This window comes from Actinoplanes teichomyceticus ATCC 31121, from assembly GCF_003711105.1.
GTDB lineage: Bacteria > Actinomycetota > Actinomycetes > Mycobacteriales > Micromonosporaceae > Actinoplanes > Actinoplanes teichomyceticus.
In genome coordinates this window covers 7,402,747-7,424,014 of sequence record NZ_CP023865.1, presented here as the reverse complement: position 1 = coordinate 7,424,014, position 21,268 = coordinate 7,402,747, and the positions used below count along the sequence as shown (strand labels likewise).

General features: G+C 72.2%; 24 protein-coding genes. 15 read left to right on the top strand and 9 right to left on the bottom strand.

Features of this window, described 5'->3' with window-relative positions; translation table 11 throughout:
- The first annotated feature begins 51 nt into the window (after positions 1-51).
- Together ACTEI_RS32550 and rsrA are read left to right on the top strand one after the other, a co-directional pair.
- Positions 52-849, top strand: a complete 798-nt coding sequence (locus ACTEI_RS32550) for a sigma-70 family RNA polymerase sigma factor (RefSeq protein WP_122981143.1) — start codon at positions 52-54, stop codon at positions 847-849.
- Positions 850-853: 4 nt separating this feature from the next.
- Entirely contained in the window at positions 854-1,138 is a 285-nt protein-coding gene (gene rsrA / locus ACTEI_RS32545) for a mycothiol system anti-sigma-R factor (protein WP_122981142.1), read from the top strand.
- A gap of 54 nt (positions 1,139-1,192) precedes the next feature.
- On the opposite strand, the gene ACTEI_RS39465 is transcribed toward rsrA, so the two are convergent.
- Positions 1,193-1,267: a 50S ribosomal protein bL37 gene (locus tag ACTEI_RS39465; RefSeq protein ID WP_369700219.1), complete on the bottom strand. Its 75-nt coding sequence runs from the start codon at positions 1,265-1,267 to the stop codon at positions 1,193-1,195.
- Between the two features lie 132 nt (positions 1,268-1,399).
- Between ACTEI_RS39465 and ACTEI_RS32540 the strand changes: the two genes are divergently transcribed.
- Positions 1,400-1,615, top strand: coding sequence for a biotin/lipoyl-binding carrier protein (locus ACTEI_RS32540; RefSeq protein WP_122981141.1), 216 nt, complete (start codon positions 1,400-1,402; stop codon positions 1,613-1,615).
- Positions 1,616-1,842: 227 nt separating this feature from the next.
- Here ACTEI_RS32540 and ACTEI_RS32535 read toward each other — a convergent pair whose 3' ends face one another.
- Positions 1,843-3,384, bottom strand: a complete 1,542-nt coding sequence (locus tag ACTEI_RS32535; protein WP_187645856.1) for a tetratricopeptide repeat protein — start codon at positions 3,382-3,384, stop codon at positions 1,843-1,845.
- 161 nt (positions 3,385-3,545) lie between these two features.
- Here ACTEI_RS32535 and ACTEI_RS32530 point away from each other — a divergent pair, with 161 nt between their 5' ends.
- From ACTEI_RS32530 to ACTEI_RS32505, 6 genes are all read left to right on the top strand, one after another.
- Entirely contained in the window at positions 3,546-4,580 is a 1,035-nt protein-coding gene (locus ACTEI_RS32530; RefSeq protein ID WP_122981140.1) for an SIS domain-containing protein, read from the top strand.
- A 36-nt stretch (positions 4,581-4,616) separates the two neighbouring features.
- Positions 4,617-6,167, top strand: a complete 1,551-nt coding sequence (locus tag ACTEI_RS32525; protein ID WP_122981139.1) for a sensor histidine kinase — start codon at positions 4,617-4,619, stop codon at positions 6,165-6,167.
- Positions 6,168-6,527: 360 nt separating this feature from the next.
- Positions 6,528-8,219 carry a nitrite/sulfite reductase gene (locus ACTEI_RS32520; protein ID WP_122981138.1) on the top strand — a complete coding sequence of 564 codons (1,692 nt, stop codon included), beginning with the start codon at positions 6,528-6,530 and terminating at the stop codon, positions 8,217-8,219.
- On the top strand, positions 8,216-8,410 hold the full coding sequence (locus tag ACTEI_RS38795) for a hypothetical protein (RefSeq protein ID WP_122981137.1): 195 nt from the start codon (positions 8,216-8,218) through the stop codon (positions 8,408-8,410). The genes ACTEI_RS32520 and ACTEI_RS38795 overlap by 4 nt, the downstream gene beginning before the upstream one ends.
- Positions 8,407-9,183, top strand: coding sequence for a phosphoadenylyl-sulfate reductase (locus ACTEI_RS32510; protein WP_122981136.1), 777 nt, complete (start codon positions 8,407-8,409; stop codon positions 9,181-9,183). The genes ACTEI_RS38795 and ACTEI_RS32510 overlap by 4 nt, the downstream gene beginning before the upstream one ends.
- Positions 9,165-9,926, top strand: coding sequence for a sirohydrochlorin chelatase (locus ACTEI_RS32505; protein ID WP_122981135.1), 762 nt, complete (start codon positions 9,165-9,167; stop codon positions 9,924-9,926). Before ACTEI_RS32510 ends, ACTEI_RS32505 begins: the two co-directional genes overlap by 19 nt.
- Positions 9,927-10,395: 469 nt before the next feature.
- Here ACTEI_RS32505 and ACTEI_RS32500 read toward each other — a convergent pair whose 3' ends face one another.
- Together ACTEI_RS32500 and ACTEI_RS32495 are read right to left on the bottom strand one after the other, a co-directional pair.
- Positions 10,396-10,650, bottom strand: a complete 255-nt coding sequence (locus ACTEI_RS32500; RefSeq protein WP_014694499.1) for a WhiB family transcriptional regulator — start codon at positions 10,648-10,650, stop codon at positions 10,396-10,398.
- 410 nt (positions 10,651-11,060) lie between these two features.
- Positions 11,061-12,002 carry a diacylglycerol/lipid kinase family protein gene (locus tag ACTEI_RS32495; protein WP_122981134.1) on the bottom strand — a complete coding sequence of 314 codons (942 nt, stop codon included), beginning with the start codon at positions 12,000-12,002 and terminating at the stop codon, positions 11,061-11,063.
- Between the two features lie 52 nt (positions 12,003-12,054).
- Between ACTEI_RS32495 and ACTEI_RS32490 the strand changes: the two genes are divergently transcribed.
- A complete protein-coding gene (locus ACTEI_RS32490) occupies positions 12,055-12,450 on the top strand; it encodes a hypothetical protein (RefSeq protein ID WP_239082129.1) in 396 nt (131 codons plus the stop codon).
- Positions 12,451-12,488: 38 nt separating this feature from the next.
- A complete protein-coding gene (locus ACTEI_RS32485) occupies positions 12,489-13,187 on the top strand; it encodes a FadR/GntR family transcriptional regulator (protein WP_122981133.1) in 699 nt (232 codons plus the stop codon).
- 7 nt (positions 13,188-13,194) lie between these two features.
- On the opposite strand, the gene ACTEI_RS32480 is transcribed toward ACTEI_RS32485, so the two are convergent.
- Positions 13,195-13,587: an ATP-binding protein gene (locus tag ACTEI_RS32480; RefSeq protein ID WP_122981132.1), complete on the bottom strand. Its 393-nt coding sequence runs from the start codon at positions 13,585-13,587 to the stop codon at positions 13,195-13,197.
- A 112-nt stretch (positions 13,588-13,699) separates the two neighbouring features.
- The gene (gene sodN / locus ACTEI_RS32475; RefSeq protein ID WP_122981131.1) at positions 13,700-14,104 is read right to left on the bottom strand and encodes a superoxide dismutase, Ni; all 405 of its coding nucleotides are present in this window, start codon (positions 14,102-14,104) and stop codon (positions 13,700-13,702) included.
- Positions 14,105-14,237: 133 nt separating this feature from the next.
- Here sodN and ACTEI_RS32470 point away from each other — a divergent pair, with 133 nt between their 5' ends.
- From ACTEI_RS32470 to ACTEI_RS37535, 4 genes are all read left to right on the top strand, one after another.
- Positions 14,238-14,498: a S26 family signal peptidase gene (locus tag ACTEI_RS32470; protein ID WP_122981130.1), complete on the top strand. Its 261-nt coding sequence runs from the start codon at positions 14,238-14,240 to the stop codon at positions 14,496-14,498.
- Positions 14,499-14,711: 213 nt separating this feature from the next.
- Positions 14,712-15,869, top strand: a complete 1,158-nt coding sequence (locus tag ACTEI_RS32465) for an NAD(P)-dependent malic enzyme (RefSeq protein WP_187645882.1) — start codon at positions 14,712-14,714, stop codon at positions 15,867-15,869.
- A 188-nt stretch (positions 15,870-16,057) separates the two neighbouring features.
- Positions 16,058-16,999: a zinc-binding dehydrogenase gene (locus ACTEI_RS32460; RefSeq protein ID WP_122981129.1), complete on the top strand. Its 942-nt coding sequence runs from the start codon at positions 16,058-16,060 to the stop codon at positions 16,997-16,999.
- 401 nt (positions 17,000-17,400) lie between these two features.
- Positions 17,401-17,559 carry a hypothetical protein gene (locus ACTEI_RS37535; protein ID WP_164466207.1) on the top strand — a complete coding sequence of 53 codons (159 nt, stop codon included), beginning with the start codon at positions 17,401-17,403 and terminating at the stop codon, positions 17,557-17,559.
- Between the two features lie 234 nt (positions 17,560-17,793).
- On the opposite strand, the gene ACTEI_RS32455 is transcribed toward ACTEI_RS37535, so the two are convergent.
- From ACTEI_RS32455 to ACTEI_RS37530, 3 genes are read right to left on the bottom strand one after another with little or no spacing between them, the layout of a single operon-like run.
- The gene (locus ACTEI_RS32455) at positions 17,794-18,909 is read right to left on the bottom strand and encodes an acetate/propionate family kinase (protein WP_122981128.1); all 1,116 of its coding nucleotides are present in this window, start codon (positions 18,907-18,909) and stop codon (positions 17,794-17,796) included.
- Positions 18,906-20,987, bottom strand: coding sequence for a phosphate acetyltransferase (pta, locus tag ACTEI_RS32450; protein ID WP_187645855.1), 2,082 nt, complete (start codon positions 20,985-20,987; stop codon positions 18,906-18,908). Before pta ends, ACTEI_RS32455 begins: the two co-directional genes overlap by 4 nt.
- Before the next feature lie 54 nt (positions 20,988-21,041).
- Positions 21,042-21,218, bottom strand: coding sequence for a DUF6104 family protein (locus tag ACTEI_RS37530; protein ID WP_164466205.1), 177 nt, complete (start codon positions 21,216-21,218; stop codon positions 21,042-21,044).
- Positions 21,219-21,268 lie beyond the last annotated feature (50 nt).

Here is a 21,268-nt window from a genome sequence, read left to right as displayed (position 1 = left end):
CCACCGGCGTTGCACGACCCGGAGACTTGTCCGGCGGAAGGGGAATCTGTAGTGCGTGCCGGTATCGAGTACGTGACACCCGAGCGCCGCGAGGCGACCCGGGTGCGCGAGCTGTTGGACTCCCCGCAGTGGCCGGCGGCCGAGCCGGTGTCCGCCGCACCGCCGGTGAGCGTGAGCACACCGGTTTTCGAAGGCGTGACTGGGGCACTACCCGTATCCTCGGCGAGGCGGTCGAGGGGGGAGTCCAGGGTGGCGCAGAAGGAACGGACCGACGAGCGTCGCGCACGGTTCGAGCGCGATGCGCTGCCGTTCGTGGATCAGTTGTACGCCGCCGGCCTGCGGATGACCCGTAACCCGGCCGACGCCGAGGACCTGGTGCAGGAGACGTTCCTCAAGGCGTTCTCCGCGTTCCACCAGTTCGAGGAGGGCACCAACCTCAAGGCCTGGCTGTACCGGATCCTGACGAACACCTACATCAACTCGTACCGGCGCAAGCAGCGGCAGCCGGTGCAGTCGCCCACCGAGGAGATCACCGACTGGCAGCTCGCCTCCAGCGAGTCGCACACGTCGTCGGGCCTGCGGTCGGCCGAGACCGAGGCGCTGGACCGGCTCCCGGACAGCGACATCAAGCAGGCGCTGCAGTCCCTGCCGGAGGACTTCCGGCTCGCCGTCTACCTCGCCGATGTCGAGGGTTTCTCGTACAAGGAGATCGCCGACATCATGGGCACGCCCATCGGCACCGTCATGTCCCGCCTGCACCGTGGCCGGCGCAACCTGCGCAAGCTGCTCGAGCAGTACGCCGGTGAGCGGGGCATCACCCGGACCGCGTCCGAGCCGCAGGAGGCGTGACCCGATGGCGAACGCCGAGAACGAACACGAGACCGACTGCGCCATCGTGCTCAGCGAGGTGTACCTCTACCTCGACCTGGAGTGCAGCGAGGACCGCCGCCGGCTGATCCAGAAACACCTGGACGACTGCTCCGGCTGCCTGCGCGAGTTCGGCATCGAGCACGAGGTGAAGGCCCTGGTCGGCCGCTGCTGCGGGGACGAGCGCGCGCCGGTCGAGCTGCGCGACCGGCTGCGTCACAAGCTGGACCAGCTGGAGGTTCAGACCGAGACCCGGGAGTACCTCCCGTAGAAGGCCACGAGAGAGGGCCGGCGGATGTCATCTGCCGGCCCTCTCTTCGGATCTTCAGCTGTTGGGGCGCTTGCCGTGGTTCGCGCCGCTCTTCTTACGGGCCTTCTTCTTGCGAGCCTTCTTCGCCATCTGCGGGCCTCCTTCCTCACGCTGGGTCAGCCGCCGATCGTAGTCGGCCCTTCCCGTCGCGCTGAGACCTACCCGCGCGGGATCCATGATTGGATGACCTTCCCCGAAGGGTGACGAGGAGGGCGATCCGGCATGGCCGAGGAGATCCGGGCCGAGATGGTGGCCAACGTGTGGAAAGTCGTGGCCGGCGTCGGTGACGCCGTCGAGGAGGGCGACACGCTGGTGATCCTGGAATCCATGAAGATGGAGATCCCGGTGCTGGCGGAGTCCGGCGGCACGGTCGGCGAGCTGGCGGTGAACGAGGGCGACGTGGTGCAGGAGGGCGACCTGATCGCCGTGATCAACTAGCGCCTCTCCCGGCGATCGGCGCGGTCGCGCGGTTTCCGCTTCCGCGCCGGTTCCGCGTCCGGGATTCCGGCCCGGGGCTTGCTTCGCCTCCGGATCCGCTTCCGCGCCGGTTCCGCGTCCGGGATTCCGGCCCGGGGGCTTGCTTCCCTTCCGGATCCGCTTCCGCGCCGGGCCGGCCTCCGGGATTCCGGCCCGGGCCGGCGCGGGCGGCGCGCTTCGGCCGCCGCTTACCTGCGCAGCCAGCGAAGCAGGTGGGAACGGCGGCGCTGGCGCGGGACGGCCGGCACCCGGATCGTGGCCGCGGCCAGCTCGCGGGTGGCCCGGTCCAGCCCCGGCGCGGTCAGGGCCAGCTCGGCGACCGCCCGCGCGTGCGGCCCGCCGGCCGTCTCGGCGAACCGCCCGGCCACCACGGCGGCCACGTCCGCCCGCGCGCCGGGATCCACCCAGGCGTACGTCACGAGCGCGAACAACGCCGCCTGGGTGACCCGGTCGACGCCGCCGTCGAGCAGGCCGAGCAGCAGCCGCCGCCGGGTGGAGTCCGGCCACGGCTCCTCGGTGCCGTGGTGCAGTAGACCCAGGCAGGCCCAGACCTCCGCGGCGCCGGCCGGCCGCGCGCCGGTGACGACCGGGTCGCCGAGCAGGGCGAGCAGCTCCCACGGCTCGACCAGCACCAGGCCGAGCGCGCGGTCGTAGGCTGCCGGCGGGTGCGGCCAGCCGGCCGAGGCGACCCGCAGCAGGCGGGCCAGCGCGTCCGCCGACGGCTCGGCCGCGACCGGGGCCCGGCCGGCGGGCAGCTGGGACAGGCCGGCCGGCGTGCCGCCGAGCCACGGCATGTCCCGGCAGCACTCGTCGAGATCGGTGTGCTCGTGCGTGTCGTCCGGGTGGTCGCGGACGAAGTCGGCCAGCGCGATCAGGTGCGCCACGTCGCCGTCGGCGCGGTACCGCAGCCGGTGGGCGGTGTGCACCACGCAGTCGTACGCCGGGTCGCGTTCCAGCGCGCGGTCGGTCCAGCGCAGCGCCTCGTCCAGCCGGCCCAGGTCGGCGAGGGTGGCCGCGAGGTCGGCGTACACCGAGAGGTCGTCCGGGTCGTAGGCGACCGCGCGGCGCAGCGCGGCCAGCGCCTCGGGGATGCGGCCGGCGCTGCGGTACGCGTACCCGAGCCAGATCTCGCCGAGTTTGGACGGCCGTGAGCGGGCGCCGCGGGCGGCCCAGTCGACGGCGAGGCGCGCCTCGCCGAGCCGGCGTGCCAGCGCCGAGCCGGCCCCGAGCAGCATCGCGTGCTCGCCGTGCGCGTCCACGGTGTGCCGGACCACGGTCAGGTAGGGCCGCAGCGGGGCGGAGGCGGCCCGCGGGGCCGGGTCGCCGACCGCGGTGCACAGCCGCATCACGGTGCGGGCCAGCAGGTCCGGGTCGATCCGCCCGCCGAGCACCGGGTCGCTGACCCAGGGCACCCCGGCCCAGTCCACCGCCGGGGTGTGCCCGCTGGCCGCGGCGAGCAGCGGCAGTCCGTCCTCCGGGCGCCCGGCCGCGGCGAGCAGGTGGGCGTGCGCCGCCACCCGGCCGGCCGGCGCGTGCGGGTCCAGCGGGAACAGGTCGAGCGCGCCGTCCGCGCGTGCCGCCAATCGGCTGAGCAGCTCGTGGATCTCCGGCAGGGTGGGTGCGTGGGGCAGCGCCCCGGCCAGGTGGCGGGCGGCCCGGGTCATCTCGCCGCGGTCGAGGGCGGCGCGGGCGAGGGCGAGGTCGTGCCAGACCTGGGGCTGGGCATCCACGTGTGAAGACAGTACGGGCACCGGAGCGATCTGTCAGTCCGAGAGTCTGCGCAGTAGTGAGCGAAAGATTGACGTACTAAGCTTTTTCTTGCAAGACTGCGCAGCATTCGCGCGAGAACCGCTCATCTGGGGAGGAAGACGTGACACAGCGAGGCCAGGGGATGGCAGCGGACATTGCGGAACAGCCGGAGGGTTTCGCGCGCCTGCTCGACGGCCCGCACGCGACCGCTGTCGCCGAGGTGGCCGCCGAGATCGCGGCCCGCCGCCCGCGCCACGTGCTCTTCGTCGGCCGCGGCACCTCCGACCACGCGGCGCTGTACGCGGCGTACCTGACCGAGATCCGGCTCGGGCTGCCCGTGGCCAGCGCCTCGCCCAGCGCGATCACGCTCTACGGCGCCCGTCCCGACTTCACCGGCGCCCTGGTCGTCGGGGTCAGCCAGAGCGGCGGCTCACCCGACCTCACCGGGGTGCTCTCCGCCGCCCGGGAGACCGGCGCGCTCACCCTCGCGGTCACCAACAACCCGGAGTCGCCGCTGGCCCGCGCCGCCGAGCTGTCGGTGGACGTGGCGGCCGGGCACGAGCGGGCGGTCGCCGCGACCAAGTCCTACACCGCCGAGCTGCTCACGCTGCTGCTGCTCGTCGAGGGCATCCGGACCGGCGACGGACGGCCGGGTGAGGCCGAGCGGGCCGCGCTGGCGCGACTGCCGGAGCTGGCCGAGGCGACGATCGCCGATCGGAGTGCCGAGGAGCTGGCCCAGCGCTACCGGTTCGCGCCGCACGTGGTGACCACGGGGCGGGGGTACGCGTACCCGACCGCCCGGGAGGCCGCGCTCAAGCTGATGGAGACGTCCTACGTGCCGACCCTGGCGTTCTCCGGCGCCGACCTGCTGCACGGCCCGCTCGCCATGACCGACACCGACGTCCCGGTGCTGGCCGTGGTCGGCGACGGTCCCGGCGGCCGGTCGATGCGCGACGTGATCACCCGGCTCGGCGAGCGGCGGGCCGACGTGGTGACCATCGGCGCGTCCGACATCCCGGGCGCCGCCGGCCGGCTGGCCGTCCCGGCGCTCGACGAGCGGTACAGCCCGCTGCTGGACATCCTGCCGCTGCAGAAGCTGGCGCTGGCGCTGGCGCTGGCCAAGGGCGAGGACCCGGACGCGCCGCGCGGCCTGAAGAAGGTGACCAGCACCCTGTAGGGACGTCCGGAAACATCCCCGTGGCAGGCTTGGGCGGTGTCCACCCTGCGCGATCTCGTCGAGGAACACACCAGCCTGGGTTCCGCCGACATCGACCACCTGCACCGGCTGGCCGGTGACTGGCAGCTGCTGTCCGACCTGTCCTTCGCCGACCTGCTCCTCTGGGTGCCGATCAAGGGCGAGGCCCGCAAGCCGCGCGAGTTCCTCTGCGTCGCCCAGGTGCGCCCGACCACGGCGCCCACGGCGTACCAGGACGACCAGGTGGGGAAGATCTTCGGCGGGCCCGAGGTGGCGCATCTCGACGTCGCGTTCACCCAGGAGCGGATCTGGCGGGAGGGCGACCCGGTCTGGTATGGCGACACCCCCGCCCGGCACGAGGCGATCCCGGTGCGCCGCCGCGAGCCCAACGACCACGAGGAGGGCTACAGCGAGGTGATCGCGGTGATCGGCCGCGACACCAACCTGAGCACCGCGCGCACCCCCAGCCAGCTGGAGCTGAACTACCTGACCACCGCCGACGACCTGGCCCAGATGGTCGCCGACGGCACGTTCCCGCCGGCCCGGCAGCCGGGCGAGATGACCACCTCGGCGCCCCGGGTCGGCGACGGGATGATCCGGCTGGACGCCTCCGGCAAGGTGACCTACGCCAGCCCGAACGCCCAGTCGGCCTACCGCCGGCTCGGCTTCAACGCGCACCTGGTCGGCGAGGAGCTGGCCGGCCTCTCCAGCCGGCTGGCCGCCGACCCGCTGGAGGGCAACGACGCCGCCGAGCGGATCCGCTCGGCGCTGCGCGGCGAGTCGCCGCCCCGGATGGAGTTCGAGGCGCGCGGCGCGACCGTGCTCACCCGGTCGCTGCCGCTGCTGCCGGCCGGGGTGCCGATCGGCGCGCTGGTGCTGGTCCGCGACGTCACCGAGGTGCGCCGCCGGGACCGCGCCCTGATGACCAAGGACGCCACCATCCGGGAGATCCACCACCGGGTGAAGAACAACCTGCAGACCGTGGCCGCGCTGCTGCGCCTGCAGGCCCGCCGGGTGGACGCGCCGGAGGCCCGGATGGCGCTGGAGGAGTCGGTGCGCCGGGTCGCCTCCATCGCCCTGGTCCACGAGACCCTCTCGATGTCCAGCGACGAGGCGGTCGAGTTCGACGGCATCGTGGACCGGGTGGCCACGGCCGCCACCGAGGTGGCCTCGACCAGCATCCCGGTCCGGATGCACCGGGAGGGCACGTTCGGCGTGCTGCCCGCGGAGATCGCCACCTCGCTGGTGATGGTGCTGAACGAGTTGCTGATCAACGCGGTCGAGCACGGCTTCCCGGCGCCGGACGACGAAGTGCCGGTCGCCGGCGCGGACCTGCCGGCGCCCGAGGTGGTGGTCGCCGCGCACCGCTTCCGCAAGCAGCTGCACGTGACGGTCGCCGACAACGGGAAGGGGCTGCCGGAGGGTTTCCGCTTCGACGCCGGTGGGCGGCTCGGGCTGCAGATCGTCCGGGCGCTGGCGACCGGGGAGCTGCGCGGCAGCATCGAGCTGCGCAACCGGGCCGGGGGCGGGACCGAGGCGGTGCTGGTGGTCCCGCTGGGCAAGCGCTGAGCCTGATCGTCATCGATGGGTGGGACGGTCCGACCTGCGATGTAACGGTTCCGTAACGGCAGTAGGAGAACTCCGCCAAGTGCCGTGGACCACACTCCCGGATTCTGGACCTCACTGGCCCACATTCGGATTGCGTGAGAGGCTTACCGGCATGACCGCTGCACTCGACCGCCGCTTCGTGGCTCGCCGCCACGTCGACTACGGGCGTGTCTTCAGCGCGATGTGTCCGGCTTCCTGACGCCGCCCGAAAGAGATTCGGGCGCGGAAGACGCGCCGGCCCTCTCCTGACACAGATGTCGCGGAGCCTCCTGGTGGCCGTGAGTGTCCTCCCGTGCCCACGAAACCCGGAGGACCGCCGCCATGGCGCCCAGCAACACTCCCGCAACGCCGGCCGCCCGCCCCCGCAAGGCGCGCGGCGAGGGTCAGTGGGCGCTCGGACACCGCGAGCCGCTCAACCCCAACGAGCGGCTGAAGAAGGACGACAACCCGCTCAACGTCCGGGCGCGCATCGAGAACATCTACGCGCAGGGGGGCTTCGCCTCCATCGACCCGGCCGACCTGCGTGGCCGGTTCCGCTGGTGGGGGCTCTACACCCAGCGCAAGGCCGGGATCGACGGCGGCCGCACCGCCGTCCTCGCGCCGGAGGAGCTCGAGGACGAGTACTTCATGCTCCGCGTCCGCATCGACGGCGGCGCGCTGGACCTGGCCCAGCTGCGCACCATCGGGCAGATCTCCACCGAGTTCGCCCGGGACAGCGCGGACATCACCGACCGGCAGAACATCCAGCTGCACTGGGTCCGGATCGAGGACGTGCCGGAGATCTGGCGCCGCCTGGAGGCGGTCGGCCTGCAGACCACCGAGGCCTGCGGCGACTGCCCCCGCGTCGTGCTGGGCAGCCCGGTCGCCGGCATCTCGGTGGACGAGGTGATCGACGCGACGCCGGCCATCGACGAGATCATCGAGCGCTACATCGGCGACCCGCAGTACTCGAACCTGCCCCGCAAGTTCAAGACGCAGATCTCCTGGCTGGCGGACGGGCCGTACCAGGCCAACGACGTCTCCTTCGTCGGCGTCGAGCACCCCGACCACGGCCCCGGCTTCGACCTGTGGGTCGGCGGCGGCCTCTCCACCAACCCGCGGCTGGCCGAGCGTCTCGGCGTCTGGGTGCCGCTGGCCGAGGTCCCGGACGTGTGGGCCGGCGTGGTCGGGGTCTTCCGTGACTACGGTTACCGCCGGCTGCGCAACCGGGCCCGCCTGAAGTTCCTGATCGCCGACTGGGGCGTGGAGAAGTTCCGCGAGGTGCTGGAGAAGGAGTACCTGGGCCGGGCGCTGCTCGACGGGCCGGCGCCGGAGCTGCCGGAGAAGCCGATCGACCACATCGGCGTGCACCGGCAGCGCGACGGGAAGAACTACGTCGGCGCCGCCCCGGTGGTCGGCCGGGTCTCCGGCACGCAGCTGAGCCGGCTGGCCGACGTGGCGCAGCGGCACGGGTCGGACCGGGTGCGGCTCACCGCGTACCAGAAACTGCTGGTCCTGGACATCGCCGACGACCGGGTCGAACCGCTGATCGCCGACCTGCGCGGGATCGGGCTGGAAGCCCGTCCCTCGGCCTGGCGCCGCGGCACCATGGCCTGCACCGGCATCGAGTACTGCAAGCTGGCCATCGTCGAGACCAAGGCGCGCGGCGGTGAGCTCGTCGCCCGGCTCGAGGAGCGGCTCAGGGACTTCGACGCGGACATCTCGGTGCATCTCAACGGCTGCCCGAACGCCTGCGCCCGCACCCAGGTCGCCGACATCGGCCTCAAGGGCCAGCTGGTCCTCAACTCGCACGGCGAGCAGGTCGAGGGCTTCCAGATCCACCTCGGCGGAGCGCTCGGGATGGCCAAGGGCGAGACCGCCGGCTTCGGCCGCAAGTTGCGTGGCCTGAAGGCCACGGCGGAGGAGCTCCCCGAGTACGTCGAGCGGATCGCCCGCAACTACCTGGACGGCCGTTCCGAGGGGGAGACGTTCGCCAACTGGGTGATGCGGGCGGAGGAGGAGCTCCTGAAATGAGCGACGCCAGATCCGCCCCGCTCCACTGCCCCTACTGCGGTGAAGAGGACCTCCGCCCCAACGGGGCCTCGCACGGCGCCTGGGAGTGCCACTCCTGCGTGCGGGTCTTCTCGGTCAAGTTCATCGGGCTGTTGCCTGCGTCATCTCGGTCCACAACCGAAAACTCGTCGGATGAGGGAGCCACCGAATGAATCTCCTGAACGCCTCCGGCCTGGGCCTGATCAACCTGGGCGCTCCCAGCGGCCCCGGGAACACCGCCGCTGACCCGTCCCGGCGCAGCCCCGAGGAGCTGCGGGAGCTGGCCCTGCGGGCCGCCCGCGACCTCGAGGGCAGCTCCGCCGAGGAGATCGCCAAGTGGGCGACCGACACCTTCGGCGCGCGGTTCTGCGTGACCAGCTCGATGGCCGACGCCGTGGTCGCGCACCTCTTCTCCCGGGTCTCGCCCGGCGTGGACGTGGTCTTCCTGGACACCGGCCTGCACTTCCCGGAGACCCTCAAGGTCCGCGACACGGTGGCCCGCACGATGAACGTGAACGTCCGCTCGATCCGCCCGCGGATGACGGTCGGCCAGCAGGACGGCGAGTACGGCCCCCGCCTGTTCAGCCGCAACCCGGACGAGTGCTGCTTCATGCGCAAGGTGGAGCCGCTGGAGCGGGCCCTGACCGAGTACGACGCGTGGGCCACCGGCCTGCGCCGCGACGAGTCACCGACCCGCGCCAACACGCCGGTCGTCGGCTTCGACGCCAAGAAGGGCAAGATCAAGGTCAACCCGATCGCGGCCTGGACCCAGGCGGACGTGGACCGCTACATCGGCCGGTGGAACGTGCCGGTCAACGAGCTGTTCAAGAAGGGTTACGGCTCGATCGGCTGCTGGCCGTGCACCCGGCGCACCAAGGCCGGCGAGGACCCGCGCGCCGGTCGCTGGGCCATGTTCGAGAAGACCGAATGCGGTCTGCACGTCTGACCACCCCGCGTCCGGCCGTGGTCCTGGTGGCCCACGGCAGCCGGGACCCGCGGGCCGCCGAGTCGACCGAGGCGCTGGCCCGGGCGGTGCGCCGGGCCCGCCCGGAATGGCTGGTCCGGGCCGCCTACCTCGATCATGCCGGGCCGCGCCCGCTGGACGTGCTCGGTTCCCTCGGCGCCCGCCGGACGGTACTGGCGCCGTTGCTGCTGACCGAGGCGTACCACGGCCGGGTGGATCTGCCGGCGGTGCTGGCCGAGGCGGCCGACCTGCCGGTGCGGGTGACACTCGCCGAGGTGCTGGGGCCCCGGCCGGCCGGGCCGGGCCGGGTGCGGACGCCGCGGCTGCTGCTGGAGGCGCTGGTGCGACGGATCCCGGTGGACGACTTCGACGCCGTCGTGCTGGCCGCGGCCGGAACCCGGGACCCCGCCGCGCGCGGGACGGTGGAGCACGCCGCGGTGGCGCTCGGGGAGCGCCTCGGCGTGCCGGTGCGGGTGTCGTACTCCTCCGGGGTGGGCCCACGCGCCGATGAGGCGGTGCGGGCGCTGCGGGCGGCGGGGAGCCGCCGGGTCGCGGTGGCCGGGTACTTCCTCGCGCCGGGCCTGCTCTACGACCTGGCGGCGGAAGCGGCCCGGGAAGCCGGCGCGGTCGCGGTGGCGCAGCCGCTCGGGGACGCGCCGGAGATGGTCGCTCTGGTCAGCAGCCGGGTGGCGGCGACCGGCGTACGGATGCTCGCCGCCGCCTGATCCGTTGCGGGCGGCGCGTTCGTCTGCTTGCGGCGGCCTGGTCCCGGGTGGTGTGCCGAGCCGGCGCCATCGCCGCCGCGGCGCCCGCCACGGGCCGGTGCAGCCGCGACCAGAACCGCATCGTTTCCCGCCTCAGCGCGTCCCTGACGGCCGATCACGTCCGTCCCCACCCCTCGGGGTGCCGCCTACCGTCCGCATCGGTGACGGCCCCGGCCGCCGCTACCGTGAGTGATGATCACTCTGCGCTATGCGATTACCGCGTCGCCATTGGATGGTCCACAGCGGAGTGTGCCGGAGTGGCGACGGAAACGGATGGGCACCCCATTACGAGATCATTTCCCGAGGCGGTAAACGTACGGTGATCGAATTGGCGCGCTGTGGAATGGGAACGCTGGGTGAGCGTCCCGAAACAGCAAGACGCCCCGGTGCCGCCAGGCCCGGGGCGCAAATGCTGTTGTGGGGGATTGATTCAGGCGGTGGGAGCGGAGACCCGGAGGCCGCCGCGACGCTTGACCGCGCGCCGCTCGTCTTCGCTCATCCCGCCCCATACGCCGGCGTCCTGGCCGGACTCGAGTGCCCACGAGAGGCATTCCTCGGTCACGGGGCACCGCCGGCACACGGCCTTGGCCTGCTCGACCTGCAGGAGCGCGGGGCCGGACGTCCCGATCGGGAAGAACAGCTCCGGGTCCTCGTCGCGGCAGATCGCATCGTGACGCCAGTCCATGGCGGCAAACTCCTTGTTTCGGATGGGGTAATGAAAACAGTGCTGTTTACCTATATGCATGCGCCGCGGTGCCGACGGGTTGTGCCCGTACGCTCACCCGTGCGTCAGCAAGCCTTTGGGTTTGGTGGCCGTTCTGCGCTTCTTGATTAGGAACGCGCACAAGCGGCAACCGGTTACTTCTTATCGCTTGTGAATGCTTTCACGAACTCACGCGATGTCAAGGGTAGCGCTGGAAGTTTCTTCCAGCGGGTGAGCTGGCTCACGTCCCCTTATGTCCGGTTCTGCCGCTGTCGCCAGAGCCGGTTGACGAACGCTCCCATCAATGTAGTACGGTCCCGGCCACTTCGCCGACCTTTTGCCGGTGTTTCTGTAACGGATCGTGAGCACGTATGGAAACACGTACCCCGTCGTCAGCAGATCACACGCAGCGCTGAGGGAACGGACACGAAGTGCACCTTCTGCCGCTCCCCGAGGTAGTCGCCGTCCAGCTGGAACGCCTGGGGTCGGGACGAGACCACGGTGAACTCGGCAAGGTCATGTAGCCGTAACACTTGTTTACCGTGTGGATCACCGGAGCGCCACGCGAGTTGTGTCACGGTCCTCGCCGTGCCGAAAACCTCAAGCCGGCGCAGGGCCAGGATGTCAAGTCCGAGATCGAAGGATGCGTCCGGATTGGGGTCCACCGGACGGTCACCGACGTACGTCCAGGGGGCCGTGTTCTGCACGATGACCGTGCCCACTCCGGCCTCCGCCGGCTCGCCCGGCCGTTCCAGCGTCATGGGTGGATCCCGGCGGTCGACTCCGGTGAGGAACTGCCCGACCGTCGCGCGCATGTACCGGCCCGGCGTCGGCGGCCGGCCGCGCAGCCGAGCCTGCTCCACCCGGCGGACGACCGCGGCGTCCAGTCCCAGCCCGGCCGCGAAGGTGAAATAGCGGTCGTCGGCGCGACCGAGACCGATCACCCGGTGCCGCCCGTCGCGCAGCCCGTCCAGGATCACGCTGGTCGCGTCCGCCCAGTCCCGGGGCAGGCCCAGGGCGCGGGCGAAGACGTTGGTCGAGCCACCCGGCACCACGGCCAGCGCCGGCAGCCGGTACGCCGCCGGCCCGGTCAGCGCGGCGGGCGCGGTCATCAGTCCGTTCACCGCCTCGTCGACCGTGCCGTCGCCGCCCAGCGTGACCACCACGTCGACGCCGCTCTCCGCGGCCGCCCGGGCCAGGGCGGTGGCGTGGCCGCGCCGCTCGGTGTGCCGCACCGTCAGCTCGACGGCGCTCTCCAGCGCCCGGACCAGGACGTCCCGGCTGCGCTCGGTGGTCGCCGTCGCCCGGGGGTTGACCACCAGCAACGCACGCATGCGCGGCACCTTACCCGGCGGGGACCGCTCCGGCGGTCGGTAAGGTGCAGCTGTGACCGGCGAGAAACCCGTGACTACCGCGGCCGCGTCCCTCCAGTGGGGCGTACGGCTGCTCTACCTGCAGGGCGTGGGACTGGCCGGGCTCACGGCGTACCTCATCGTCCTTGATCTCACCAGCGACGGCGCGGACGTCGGCGTGGCGGTCTCGCTCACCGTCATGGCGGCCCTGGCCGCCGTCGCGGTCCTCCTGATCGCCCGGGCGCTCGGACAGCGCCGGGTCCGGGCCCGTGGACCCGCCGTCGTCGTGCAGCTGTTCCTGCTGGCCACCGGTGGTTTCCTGGTTCAGGTCGGGCCGCTCTGGCTGGGTGTGGTGCTGCTGGTGCTGGCGTTGCTGACGGCGGTTCTGGTGCTCCTGCCGGCGAGCAGCCGAGCGTTGGGCGTCGATTAGTGGGTCCCATCCGGCAGGTCTGGGCCTAACCTGGACGGGTGACCGGCTCAACGGTGCGCCCGCCCGCCTATCAGCAACTCGCGGACGAGCTACGTGCGGACATCACTTCCGGACGGCTCCAACCCGGCGAACGACTGCCGCCGGAGCCTGAGTTGTGCGTGAAGATCGGCGTGAGCCGCAGCACGGTGCGCGAGGCACTGCGGCTGCTGGCCAGCCAGCATCTGATCGTCACCACTCGCGGGGTGACCGGGGGCAGCTTCGTCGCCCATCCGGATGCCGCCCAGCTCGCCGACGGCCTCTCGACCGGCTTCGCGCTGCTCACGCACTCGGCCGGGGTGGGCATGGCGGACATGCTGGAGTTGCGCCGCGCGCTGGAGGTGCCGGCCGCCGGGCTCGCCGCGATCCGCCGCACCGAGGCTCACCTGGCCGAACTGCGCAACGCGTTCTTCGACCCGGAGATCGACGACTTCGACACCATGCTCGCCGCGCACTCCACCTTCCACCGGGCCCTCGCCAAGGCCACCGGCAACCCGCTGTTCGAGCTCGTCGGCCGCCCGCTCTACCAGGCGTCCTACGGCGAGGAGGTGGTCGCCGCCCTGCCCGAGGAGTACTGGTTCCGGATCGACGCGGACCATCGGGAGCTGCTGGATCATCTGGCGGCGCGGGACGCCGAGGCGGCCACCCGGACGGCGGCGCGGCATCTGGACTACGTCGCCTTCGCCGCGGCGGACCGCTGACCCGGACTCAGTACTCGGTACGGCGGGTCAGCAGCCGGATCGTCGCGTGCTGCCCGTTGGCCTCCGCGGAGGCCGACGTGGTCAGGGCGGTCAGCACCTTCCACGCGAAGGACGACTCGGACGGCAGCCGGGCGCCGCGCACCGTGGCAACGGTGACCTCGACGGTCAGGGCGTCGTCGGTGACCGCGAACCGGCACTCCAGCTCGGCGCCGCGGGTCGCGATGGCCAGCAGCATGGCGCAGGCCTCGTCGACGGCGATCCGCAGGTCCTCGATCTCGTCGAGGGCGAAGTGCAGGCGGGCCGCGAGACCGGCGGTGGCCGTCCGGAGCACGCCCAGGTAACCACCGTCGGCGGGGACCGTCAGCAGGACGACGTCGTCGCCGACCTCCGCCGGCTCCATGTGGGTCAGCTGAGTCACCCGAACCCTCCTCCCGTCGGTGGAGACTCTAGCCGGTCAGCTGCGGTGACCGGTGGGGCCGGCACATCACGCGGACGTGCCGGCCCGGGGGCGCTCAGGCCTGCTTGGTCTCCCAGAAGATCTTGGAGATCTCCTCGATCTTGCCGAGCAGCTGGTCGGCGATCGCAACGTCCACCGAGCCCTTGGCGCCGGCGGCGCCGGCCAGCTTGGTGGCCTCGTTGAAGAGCTGGTGCAGGTTCGGGTACTTCTCGAAGTGCGGAGCCTTGAAGTAGTCGGTCCACAGCACCCAGAGGTGGTGCTTGACCAGCTCGGCGCGCTGCTCCTTGATCAGGATGGCCCGGGTGCGGAACTCGGGGTCCGTGTTCGCCGCGTACTTCTCGGCGATGGCCTTGATCGACTCGGCCTCGATCCGGGCCTGGGCCGGGTCGTAGACACCGCACGGCAGGTCGCAGTGCGCGCTGACCACGGTGCGCGGCATGAGGAAACGCGGAAGTCGCATCAGGACTCCTCCATAGAGTTTGCGATGATCCGGGCTTGACACTACCCCTTACACCCAGGAACTGACGCGACGGAGGCTTGATGCCTTGAGGTGGCACCTACCACTGTTCGCCGTACTGGTGCACGGTCCGTCCATGGCGCCCACGCTGCGCCACGGGGACGCCCTGATCGTCCGTCGCGGCGCTCCGGTAAGGACCGGGGACGTCGTGGTCGCCCGCTTCCGCACCCGGCCCGGCCTCCTGGTCGTTAAGCGGGTGGTGCGGGAGCAGGACGGGGGCTGGTGGGTCGAGGGCGACAACGAGTTCGTCCGGGACGACTCGCGGGCCTACGGGGTGGCGGATGTCATCGGTCGCGTGGTGTTTCGCTACTACCCCAGGCCTGGGCGGCTAAGTTAGTCTCCAGTATCCCCAAGCGCACACCCGCGCTGTGGTCGCTTTCCCGGGTGACCCCCGCATCGCACCGCCCCCCGACGCATACTCGCGATCGGGAACGCAGGTGCCACGTATCAATGTCGATGCTGTGTGGAGTTCACCGTGTCATTCTTCAGTTTCGAGCTCGATCCTGCCCTGGCCGCCGATCCGGTCTTCGACCTGCACCGGCGGGGCAAGATGACGATGAGCGCGACGGTTCCCCTGGCCAGCCGGGACGACCTCTCCCTGGCGTACACCCCGGGCGTCGCCCGGGTCTGCGAGGCCATCGCCGAGGACGAGGCGCTCTACCCGGACTACACCTGGACGTCGAACACCGTCGCCGTCGTCACCGACGGATCCGCGGTGCTCGGCCTGGGCAACATCGGGCCGAAGGCGGCGATGCCCGTGATGGAGGGCAAGTCGGTCCTGTTCAAGCAGTTCGGCGGGGTCGACTCGATCCCGATCTGTCTGGCCACCCAGGACGTCGAGCAGATCGTCGCGGCGGTCACCGCGATGGCCCCGTCCTTCGGCGGGATCAACCTGGAGGACATCAGCGCGCCACGCTGCTTCGAGATCGAGCGTCGCCTGGACGCCGCCCTCGACATCCCGGTCTTCCACGACGACCAGCACGGCACCGCCGTCGTCACGCTGGCCGCGCTGCGCAACGCCGCCACACTGCTCGGTCGCGCCTTCGCCGACCTGCGCGTGGTGATCAGCGGCGCCGGAGCCGCCGGGGTCGCGATCACCAAGACCCTGATCGCGGCCGGCGTCCACGGCGCCAACGTGATCGTCTGCGACTCGCGCGGCATCATCCACGCCGACCGCGCCGGGCTCGGCCCGATCAAGGCCGAGCTGGCCGCCACCACCAACTTCTCCGGGCGCGCCGGCGGCATCGCCGAGGCGCTGATCGGCGCGGACGTCCTGGTCGGCGTCTCCGGCGGCAGCATCCCGGAGGAGGCTCTCGCCGGCATGGCGCCGGGCGCGATCATCTTCGCGCTGGCCAACCCGACGCCGGAGGTCCCACCGGCGCTCGCCCACCGGTACGCCGCGGTCGTCGCCACCGGCCGCAGCGACTTCCCGAACCAGATCAACAACGTCCTCGCGTTCCCCGGGATCTTCCGCGGCGCGCTGGACGTCCGCGCCACGACGATCACCGCCGCGATGAAGGTGGCCGCGGCCGACGCCATCGCGTCGATCGTCGCCGACGACCTCCGTCCGGAAGCGATCGTTCCGTCGCCGCTGGACCCGCGGGTCGCCCCGGCGGTGGCGGCCGCGGTGGCGGAGGCGGCGATCCGCGACGGGGTCGCCCGGCGGACGGCCGCGGCGGCGCCGGCCGAGGCGCCGCAACCGGTCTGATCCTTTCCGCTCGCCGTAGCGGTCGCACGGCGCGCCACCCGAAGCCCTTCGGTGGGCGGCGCGCCGTGTGATCGGACATCGTCGGCGTCGGCGCGAGCCCTTCCGGTGGGCGGCGCGCCGGGCGACCGGACATCGCCGGATCCGAATCGGCGGCGGCGCGGGCGGCTTCCCGGCGTTAGGGTCGGATCATGCGCGCCGCCTATGCCTCCTCGCTCCAGCCCGACGCGCCGCTGAGCGGCCTGACCGTCGGCGACCTGCCGTTCTCCGCTCCGGACGGCTGGGTGCCGGTCACGGTCCGGGCCAACGCGCTCAACCAGCACGACCTGTGGTCGTTGCGCGGTGTCGGCCTGCCCGCCGACCGGCTGCCGATGATCCTCGGGTGCGACGCCGCCGGTGTGGACCCGGACGGCGTCCCGGTCGTGGTCTACCCGGTGGTCGCGGACCCGGCCGACCCGCGCGGCTACTCCCTGTTCTCCGAGCGGCATCCGGGCACGCTCGCCGAGCAGGTCGCGGCGCCACCGGAGAACCTGCTGCCGATCCCCGCCGGGGTGTCGTTCGCCGAGGCGGCGTGCCTGCCCACGGCCTGGCTCACGGCGTACCACATGCTCATGACCCGCGGCCGTGCCGCCGACGCCGGCGCCATCCTCGTGCAGGGCGCCGGCGGCGGCGTGGCCACCGCCGCGGTGGCGCTCGGTGTCGCTCTCGGCAAGCGGGTCTACGCCACCAGCCGCGATCAGGCGAAACGGGAGCGCGTCACGGAACTCGGCGCGGTCGCGGTGGAGCCCGGCGCCCGCCTGCCGGAACGCGTCGACGTGGTGATCGAGTCGGTCGGCGAGCCGACCTTCGAGCACTCGCTGAAGTGCGCCGCCCCCGGCGCCCGCATCGTCGTCTGCGGCGCCACCGGCGGCCACCTGGCCCGGATCGACCTGCGCCGGGTCTTCGCCATGCAGCTGGAGATCCTCGGTAGCAGCATGGGCACCGCCGCGGAACTGGCCGAGCTCCTGCGGATGTGCGCGACCGGGCAGGTCCGCCCGGTCATCGATGCGACGTTCCCCTTCGACGCGGTCCCGGACGCCTTCGCCCGCCTGTCCTCCGGCGAGGTGTTCGGCAAGATCGTCATCGAGCACTAGCGGGTCGCGGGCGCTCCGGGGACGGTGCGCGCCCGCAAGGAGCCGCCGGTCTGCATTCGGTGGGTGTGCGCTGCCTCCCGGTCAGCGTCCGGTGGGTGTGTGCGCCGGCCGTGGACGGCGTCCGGTGGGTGTGCGCGCTGGCCGTGGGCGGCGTCTGGCGGGTGTGTGCGTTACCCGTGAGCGGCGTTCGGTGGGTGTTGCGCTGGCCGTGGGCGTCGTTCGTGGGTGTGGGCGCCTCCCGGTGGGCGGCGTGCGGCGGGCGGCTCGACACGCGCGTCGCAGAGCGCGGGAGCGGCCGGTCCGTGGCGCGGCGGCGGGGGAGCGGGCGTGACGTACACCGTGTCCGTCGGGCGGGAAGCGGCCTTGGCGAAAGCGTGCGGGGCTTGGTTAGGGTCGGGCACATGTCTGACAAGAGCGTCGACCCGAGCGGCAACACCGAGGCCTTCCGGGCCTTCACCCGCACGCCGGAGTCCGCGGCCCCGTCCAAGGCGCCCTATGTGATCGGCGGCGTGGTGGCCGCCATCGCGCTGATCGCGCTGATCGCCCTGCTGGTCCGCTGACATCGCACCGGGCCTGCGGCGTGCGGCCCTGCCGGCCGGCCCGCTGACAGCGCACCGGGCCCCGGGTCCGCTGACGTCGGACCGGCCCACCCCGCTGATCCGGTGTGCGGCCCTGCCGGCCGGCCCGCTGACATCGGACCGGCCCACCCCGCTGATCCGGCCCGACCTGCCGACGGGGCAAGTCAGGCCGGGCGTGGCAGGCCGGGCGGACCGGAGCGGGCAGACCCTGCGGAGTCAGTCGGCCAGCGCGAGGGCGCGCCGGGCCTCGTCCGCGATCTCGAGCTCCTCCTCGGTGGGCACGACGCAGACCGTGATCGGCGCGCCGTCCGGCGAGATGATCAGCTCGTTGGCCTGGTTACGGGCCTCGTCAAGGACGATGCCGAGCGGCTCCAGACCGGCCAGCGCGGCGGTGCGCACCTCCGGTGAATGCTCGCCCACGCCGGCGGTGAACGTGATCGCGTCCACCCGGCCGAGGACGGCGAGGTAGGAACCGATGTACTCGCGGAGGCGGCGGTTGTAGATCGCGAAGGCCAGCACCGCATCCGGGTCGCCGGCCTCGACGAGCCTCTCCACCTCACGCATGTCGTTGACGCCGGTCAGGCCGAGCATCCCGCCGTGCCGGGTCAGCGACTCCTCGATCTCGTCCAGCGACATCCCGCCCACACGGTGCAGGTGGAACACCACGCTGGGGTCGATGTCGCCGGAGCGGGTGCCCATCACCAGGCCGCTGAGCGGGGTCATCCCCATCGAGGTGGCCTCGCACCGGCCGCCGCGCACCGCCGAGGCGCTGGCGCCGTTGCCCAGGTGCAGCGTGATCACGTTGGTCTCGGTCAGCGGCTTGCCGAGGATCCGGGCGGTCTCCCGGGAGACGTACGAGTGGGACGTCCCGTGGAAGCCGTACCGCCGCAGCCCGAAGCGCCGGGTCAGCTCCCGGTCGACGGCCCACAGCACCCCCTCCGGCGGGATGGTGGAGTGGAACGCGGTGTCGAACACCGCCACCTGCGGCACGTCCGGCAGCAGCTTGCGGGCCACCCGGATGCCGGTCAGCGCGCCCGGGTTGTGCAGCGGCGCCAGCGGGATCAGCTCCTCGATGGCGGCCACCACCTCGTCGTTGATCACGGTGGAGGTGGTGAACCGCTCCCCGCCGTGCACCACCCGGTGCCCCACCGCGGCCAGCCCGCTCAGATCCAGCCGGTCCATCAGTTCCTGCAGCGCCTCCCGGTGGTCGGCCGCGTCGCCGCCGGCCTCGCCGATGCGCTGGATCAGGCCCTTCGCCAGCACCTCGGCGCCGTCGAACAACCGGTATCGCACGGACGAGGAACCGCAGTTGAGCACCAGTACCCGGGTCATTTCGCTCCCGCCTGGATCGCCGTGATGGCGACGGTGTTGATGATGTCCTTGATGGTCGCGCCCCGGGACAGGTCGTTGACCGGGCGGCGCAGGCCCTGCATGACCGGGCCGACCGCGACCGCGTTCGCCGAGCGCTGTACGGCTTTGTACGTGTTGTTGCCGGTGTTCAGGTCGGGGAAGACGAACACCGTGGCCTGGCCCGCCACCGCGCTGCCGGGCAGCTTGGCGGCCGCCACCGCGGGGTCGATCGCCGCGTCGTACTGGATCGGGCCCTCGACCGGCAGGTCGGGACGGCGTTCCCGGACCAGCGCGGTGGCCGCCGCGACCTTCTCCACGTCCACCCCGAAACCGGACTTACCGGTCGAGTAGGAGAGCATCGCGACCCGTGGCTCGATGCCGAAAGCGGCCGCGGTCTTCGCCGAGGAGAGCGCGATGTCGGCCAGCTGGGCGGCGTCCGGGTCCGGGTTGACCGCGCAGTCGCCGTAGACCAGCACCCGGTCGGCCAGCAGCATGAAGAACACGCTGGACGCCACGGACACGTCCGGCACCGTCTTGATGATCTCGAAGGCCGGGCGGATGGTGGCGGCCGTGGTGTGGGTCGCGCCGGAGACCATGCCGTCGGCCAGCCCGGCGGCCACCATCATGGTGCCGAAGTAGTTGACGTCGCGGACCACGTCGTACGCGAGATCGAGCGTGACCGCCTTGTGTTTGCGCAGCTCGGCGTAGCGGGCGGCGAAGTCGTCGCGCCACGGGCTGGTGGCCGGGTCGACCAGCCGGGCGTCGCCGATGTCGACTCCCAGCTCCCGGGCCCGCCGGGTGATCTCGTTGGGGTCGCCGAGCAGGGTCAGGTCGGTGACCCCGCGCCGTAGCAGCGTCTCGGTGGCGCGCAGGATCCGCTCCTCGGTGCCCTCCGGCAGCACGAGGTGGCGGCGGTCCGCGCGGGCCCGGTCGATCAGGTCGTTCTCGAACATCAGCGGGGTGACCCGGGACGACCGGGCCACGTCGAGGACCTTGGACAGCTCGGCGGTGTCGACGTTCGCCTCGAACGCCCCGATCGCCGCCTGCACCTTGCGCGGCGTGTTGAGCCGCGCCTGCAGGCGGTCCGAGAGGGCGATGGCGTGGAAACTGTCGGACTTGGTGACCAGCATCGCGAGGCCGGTGTTGAGCCGCTCGATCACCTGCACCACCCGAGGGTCGGGCGGCTCGCCGACGGTGAGCACCAGCCCGGCCAGGGTGACCGTGCCGGCCGCGTGCGCCGCGCTCGCCGCCACCAGCAGGTCGGAGCGGTCGCCCGGCGTGATCAGCAGCGCCCCGTCGGTCAGGTGTTCCAGCACGGTGGGCACGTGCGCGGCACCGACGAGGTAGTCGAGCACGTCGCGGTCCAGGGCGCCGGGCGTACCGGAGATGACGGTCGCGTCGAGCGCGTCGGCGACCTCGCCGACCGTCGGCGCCGCGATGATCGGCACCTCGGGGATCTTCCAGAACGGCACCGGCAGGTTCGGCGCCGGGCCGCCGGCGGCGGCCTCCGGGACCCGGTTGGCGATCACCGCGGCCACCGTCGCGCCGAGTTCGTCGAGTGAGTGGTACGCGCTGCGCGCCGCCGCGGCGAGCGACTCCCCGCTGCGTCCGGCCCCGGTCACCACCGGGATCACCACGCTGCCGAACTCGGTCGCCAGCCGGGCGTTGAACGCCAGCTCGCGGGGAATCTCGTCGCGGCTCTCGTCACTCGCGTCGGAGAAGTCGCTCCCGACGACCACGACCGCGGTGCTCTGCCGCTCGACGGCGCGGTACCGCTCCACGATCCGGCCGATGAGTTCCTCGCGCCGGCCGTCGGCGATCAGCTCGCCCGCCTCGGCCATGGTGACGCCGAACGACTCGGCCGGGCTGACCGGGCCGGGATAGTGCTCCTCGACGACGGTCAGGAGCGGATCTCGATCCGCGGCCGAGACCAGAGGGCGGAACACCGACACCCCGGCCACCTGCCGGGACAGCAGTTCCACGATCCCCAGGGCCACCGTGCCCTTGCCGACAACCGGGCCCAAGCCCGCTACATAGACACTGCGCGCCACGACCTTCAAACTACCGGCCGCGGAGCTGCCGCGCCGGGCCGAAGGTCCTTCTCAGGAACCGCTTTAGTCCTCGTCCTCGTCGTCGCGCGCCAGCCAGGTGGCCAGGCGCTCGATCGGCGTCTCGAACTCCGGGTGCAGGTCGACGAAGGTGCGCAGCTGCTCGCCGAGCCACTCCAGGGTGACGGTCTCCTCGCCGCGCCGCTGGACCAGCTCCTCGATGCCACGATCGGTGAAGTACATGCCCTGGATGGTAAGAGGGGGCGCTCCGCGAAAGCGGAGCGCCCCCTCGC

Excerpts from the sequence above, each read along its gene's own strand:
- ACTEI_RS37535 (WP_164466207.1), top strand. The coding sequence starts at position 17,401 with ATGTCTGACAAGAGCGTCGACCCGAGCGGCAACACCGAGGCCTTCCGG.
- sodN (WP_122981131.1), bottom strand. The coding sequence starts at position 14,104 with ATGCGACTTCCGCGTTTCCTCATGCCGCGCACCGTGGTCAGCGCGCAC.
- ACTEI_RS32510 (WP_122981136.1), top strand. The coding sequence starts at position 8,407 with ATGAATCTCCTGAACGCCTCCGGCCTGGGCCTGATCAACCTGGGCGCT.
- ACTEI_RS32520 (WP_122981138.1), top strand. The coding sequence starts at position 6,528 with ATGGCGCCCAGCAACACTCCCGCAACGCCGGCCGCCCGCCCCCGCAAG.
- ACTEI_RS32465 (WP_187645882.1), top strand. The coding sequence starts at position 14,712 with ATGACGATGAGCGCGACGGTTCCCCTGGCCAGCCGGGACGACCTCTCC.
- ACTEI_RS32470 (WP_122981130.1), top strand. The coding sequence starts at position 14,238 with ATGGCGCCCACGCTGCGCCACGGGGACGCCCTGATCGTCCGTCGCGGC.
- ACTEI_RS32460 (WP_122981129.1), top strand. The coding sequence starts at position 16,058 with ATGCGCGCCGCCTATGCCTCCTCGCTCCAGCCCGACGCGCCGCTGAGC.
- ACTEI_RS37530 (WP_164466205.1), bottom strand. The coding sequence starts at position 21,218 with ATGTACTTCACCGATCGTGGCATCGAGGAGCTGGTCCAGCGGCGCGGC.
- ACTEI_RS32530 (WP_122981140.1), top strand. The coding sequence starts at position 3,546 with ATGGCAGCGGACATTGCGGAACAGCCGGAGGGTTTCGCGCGCCTGCTC.
- ACTEI_RS38795 (WP_122981137.1), top strand. The coding sequence starts at position 8,216 with ATGAGCGACGCCAGATCCGCCCCGCTCCACTGCCCCTACTGCGGTGAA.
- ACTEI_RS32495 (WP_122981134.1), bottom strand. The coding sequence starts at position 12,002 with ATGCGTGCGTTGCTGGTGGTCAACCCCCGGGCGACGGCGACCACCGAG.
- ACTEI_RS32540 (WP_122981141.1), top strand. The coding sequence starts at position 1,400 with ATGGCCGAGGAGATCCGGGCCGAGATGGTGGCCAACGTGTGGAAAGTC.
- ACTEI_RS32480 (WP_122981132.1), bottom strand. The coding sequence starts at position 13,587 with ATGGAGCCGGCGGAGGTCGGCGACGACGTCGTCCTGCTGACGGTCCCC.
- ACTEI_RS32505 (WP_122981135.1), top strand. The coding sequence starts at position 9,165 with ATGCGGTCTGCACGTCTGACCACCCCGCGTCCGGCCGTGGTCCTGGTG.
- ACTEI_RS32500 (WP_014694499.1), bottom strand. The coding sequence starts at position 10,650 with ATGGACTGGCGTCACGATGCGATCTGCCGCGACGAGGACCCGGAGCTG.
- rsrA (WP_122981142.1), top strand. The coding sequence starts at position 854 with ATGGCGAACGCCGAGAACGAACACGAGACCGACTGCGCCATCGTGCTC.
- ACTEI_RS32455 (WP_122981128.1), bottom strand. The coding sequence starts at position 18,909 with ATGACCCGGGTACTGGTGCTCAACTGCGGTTCCTCGTCCGTGCGATAC.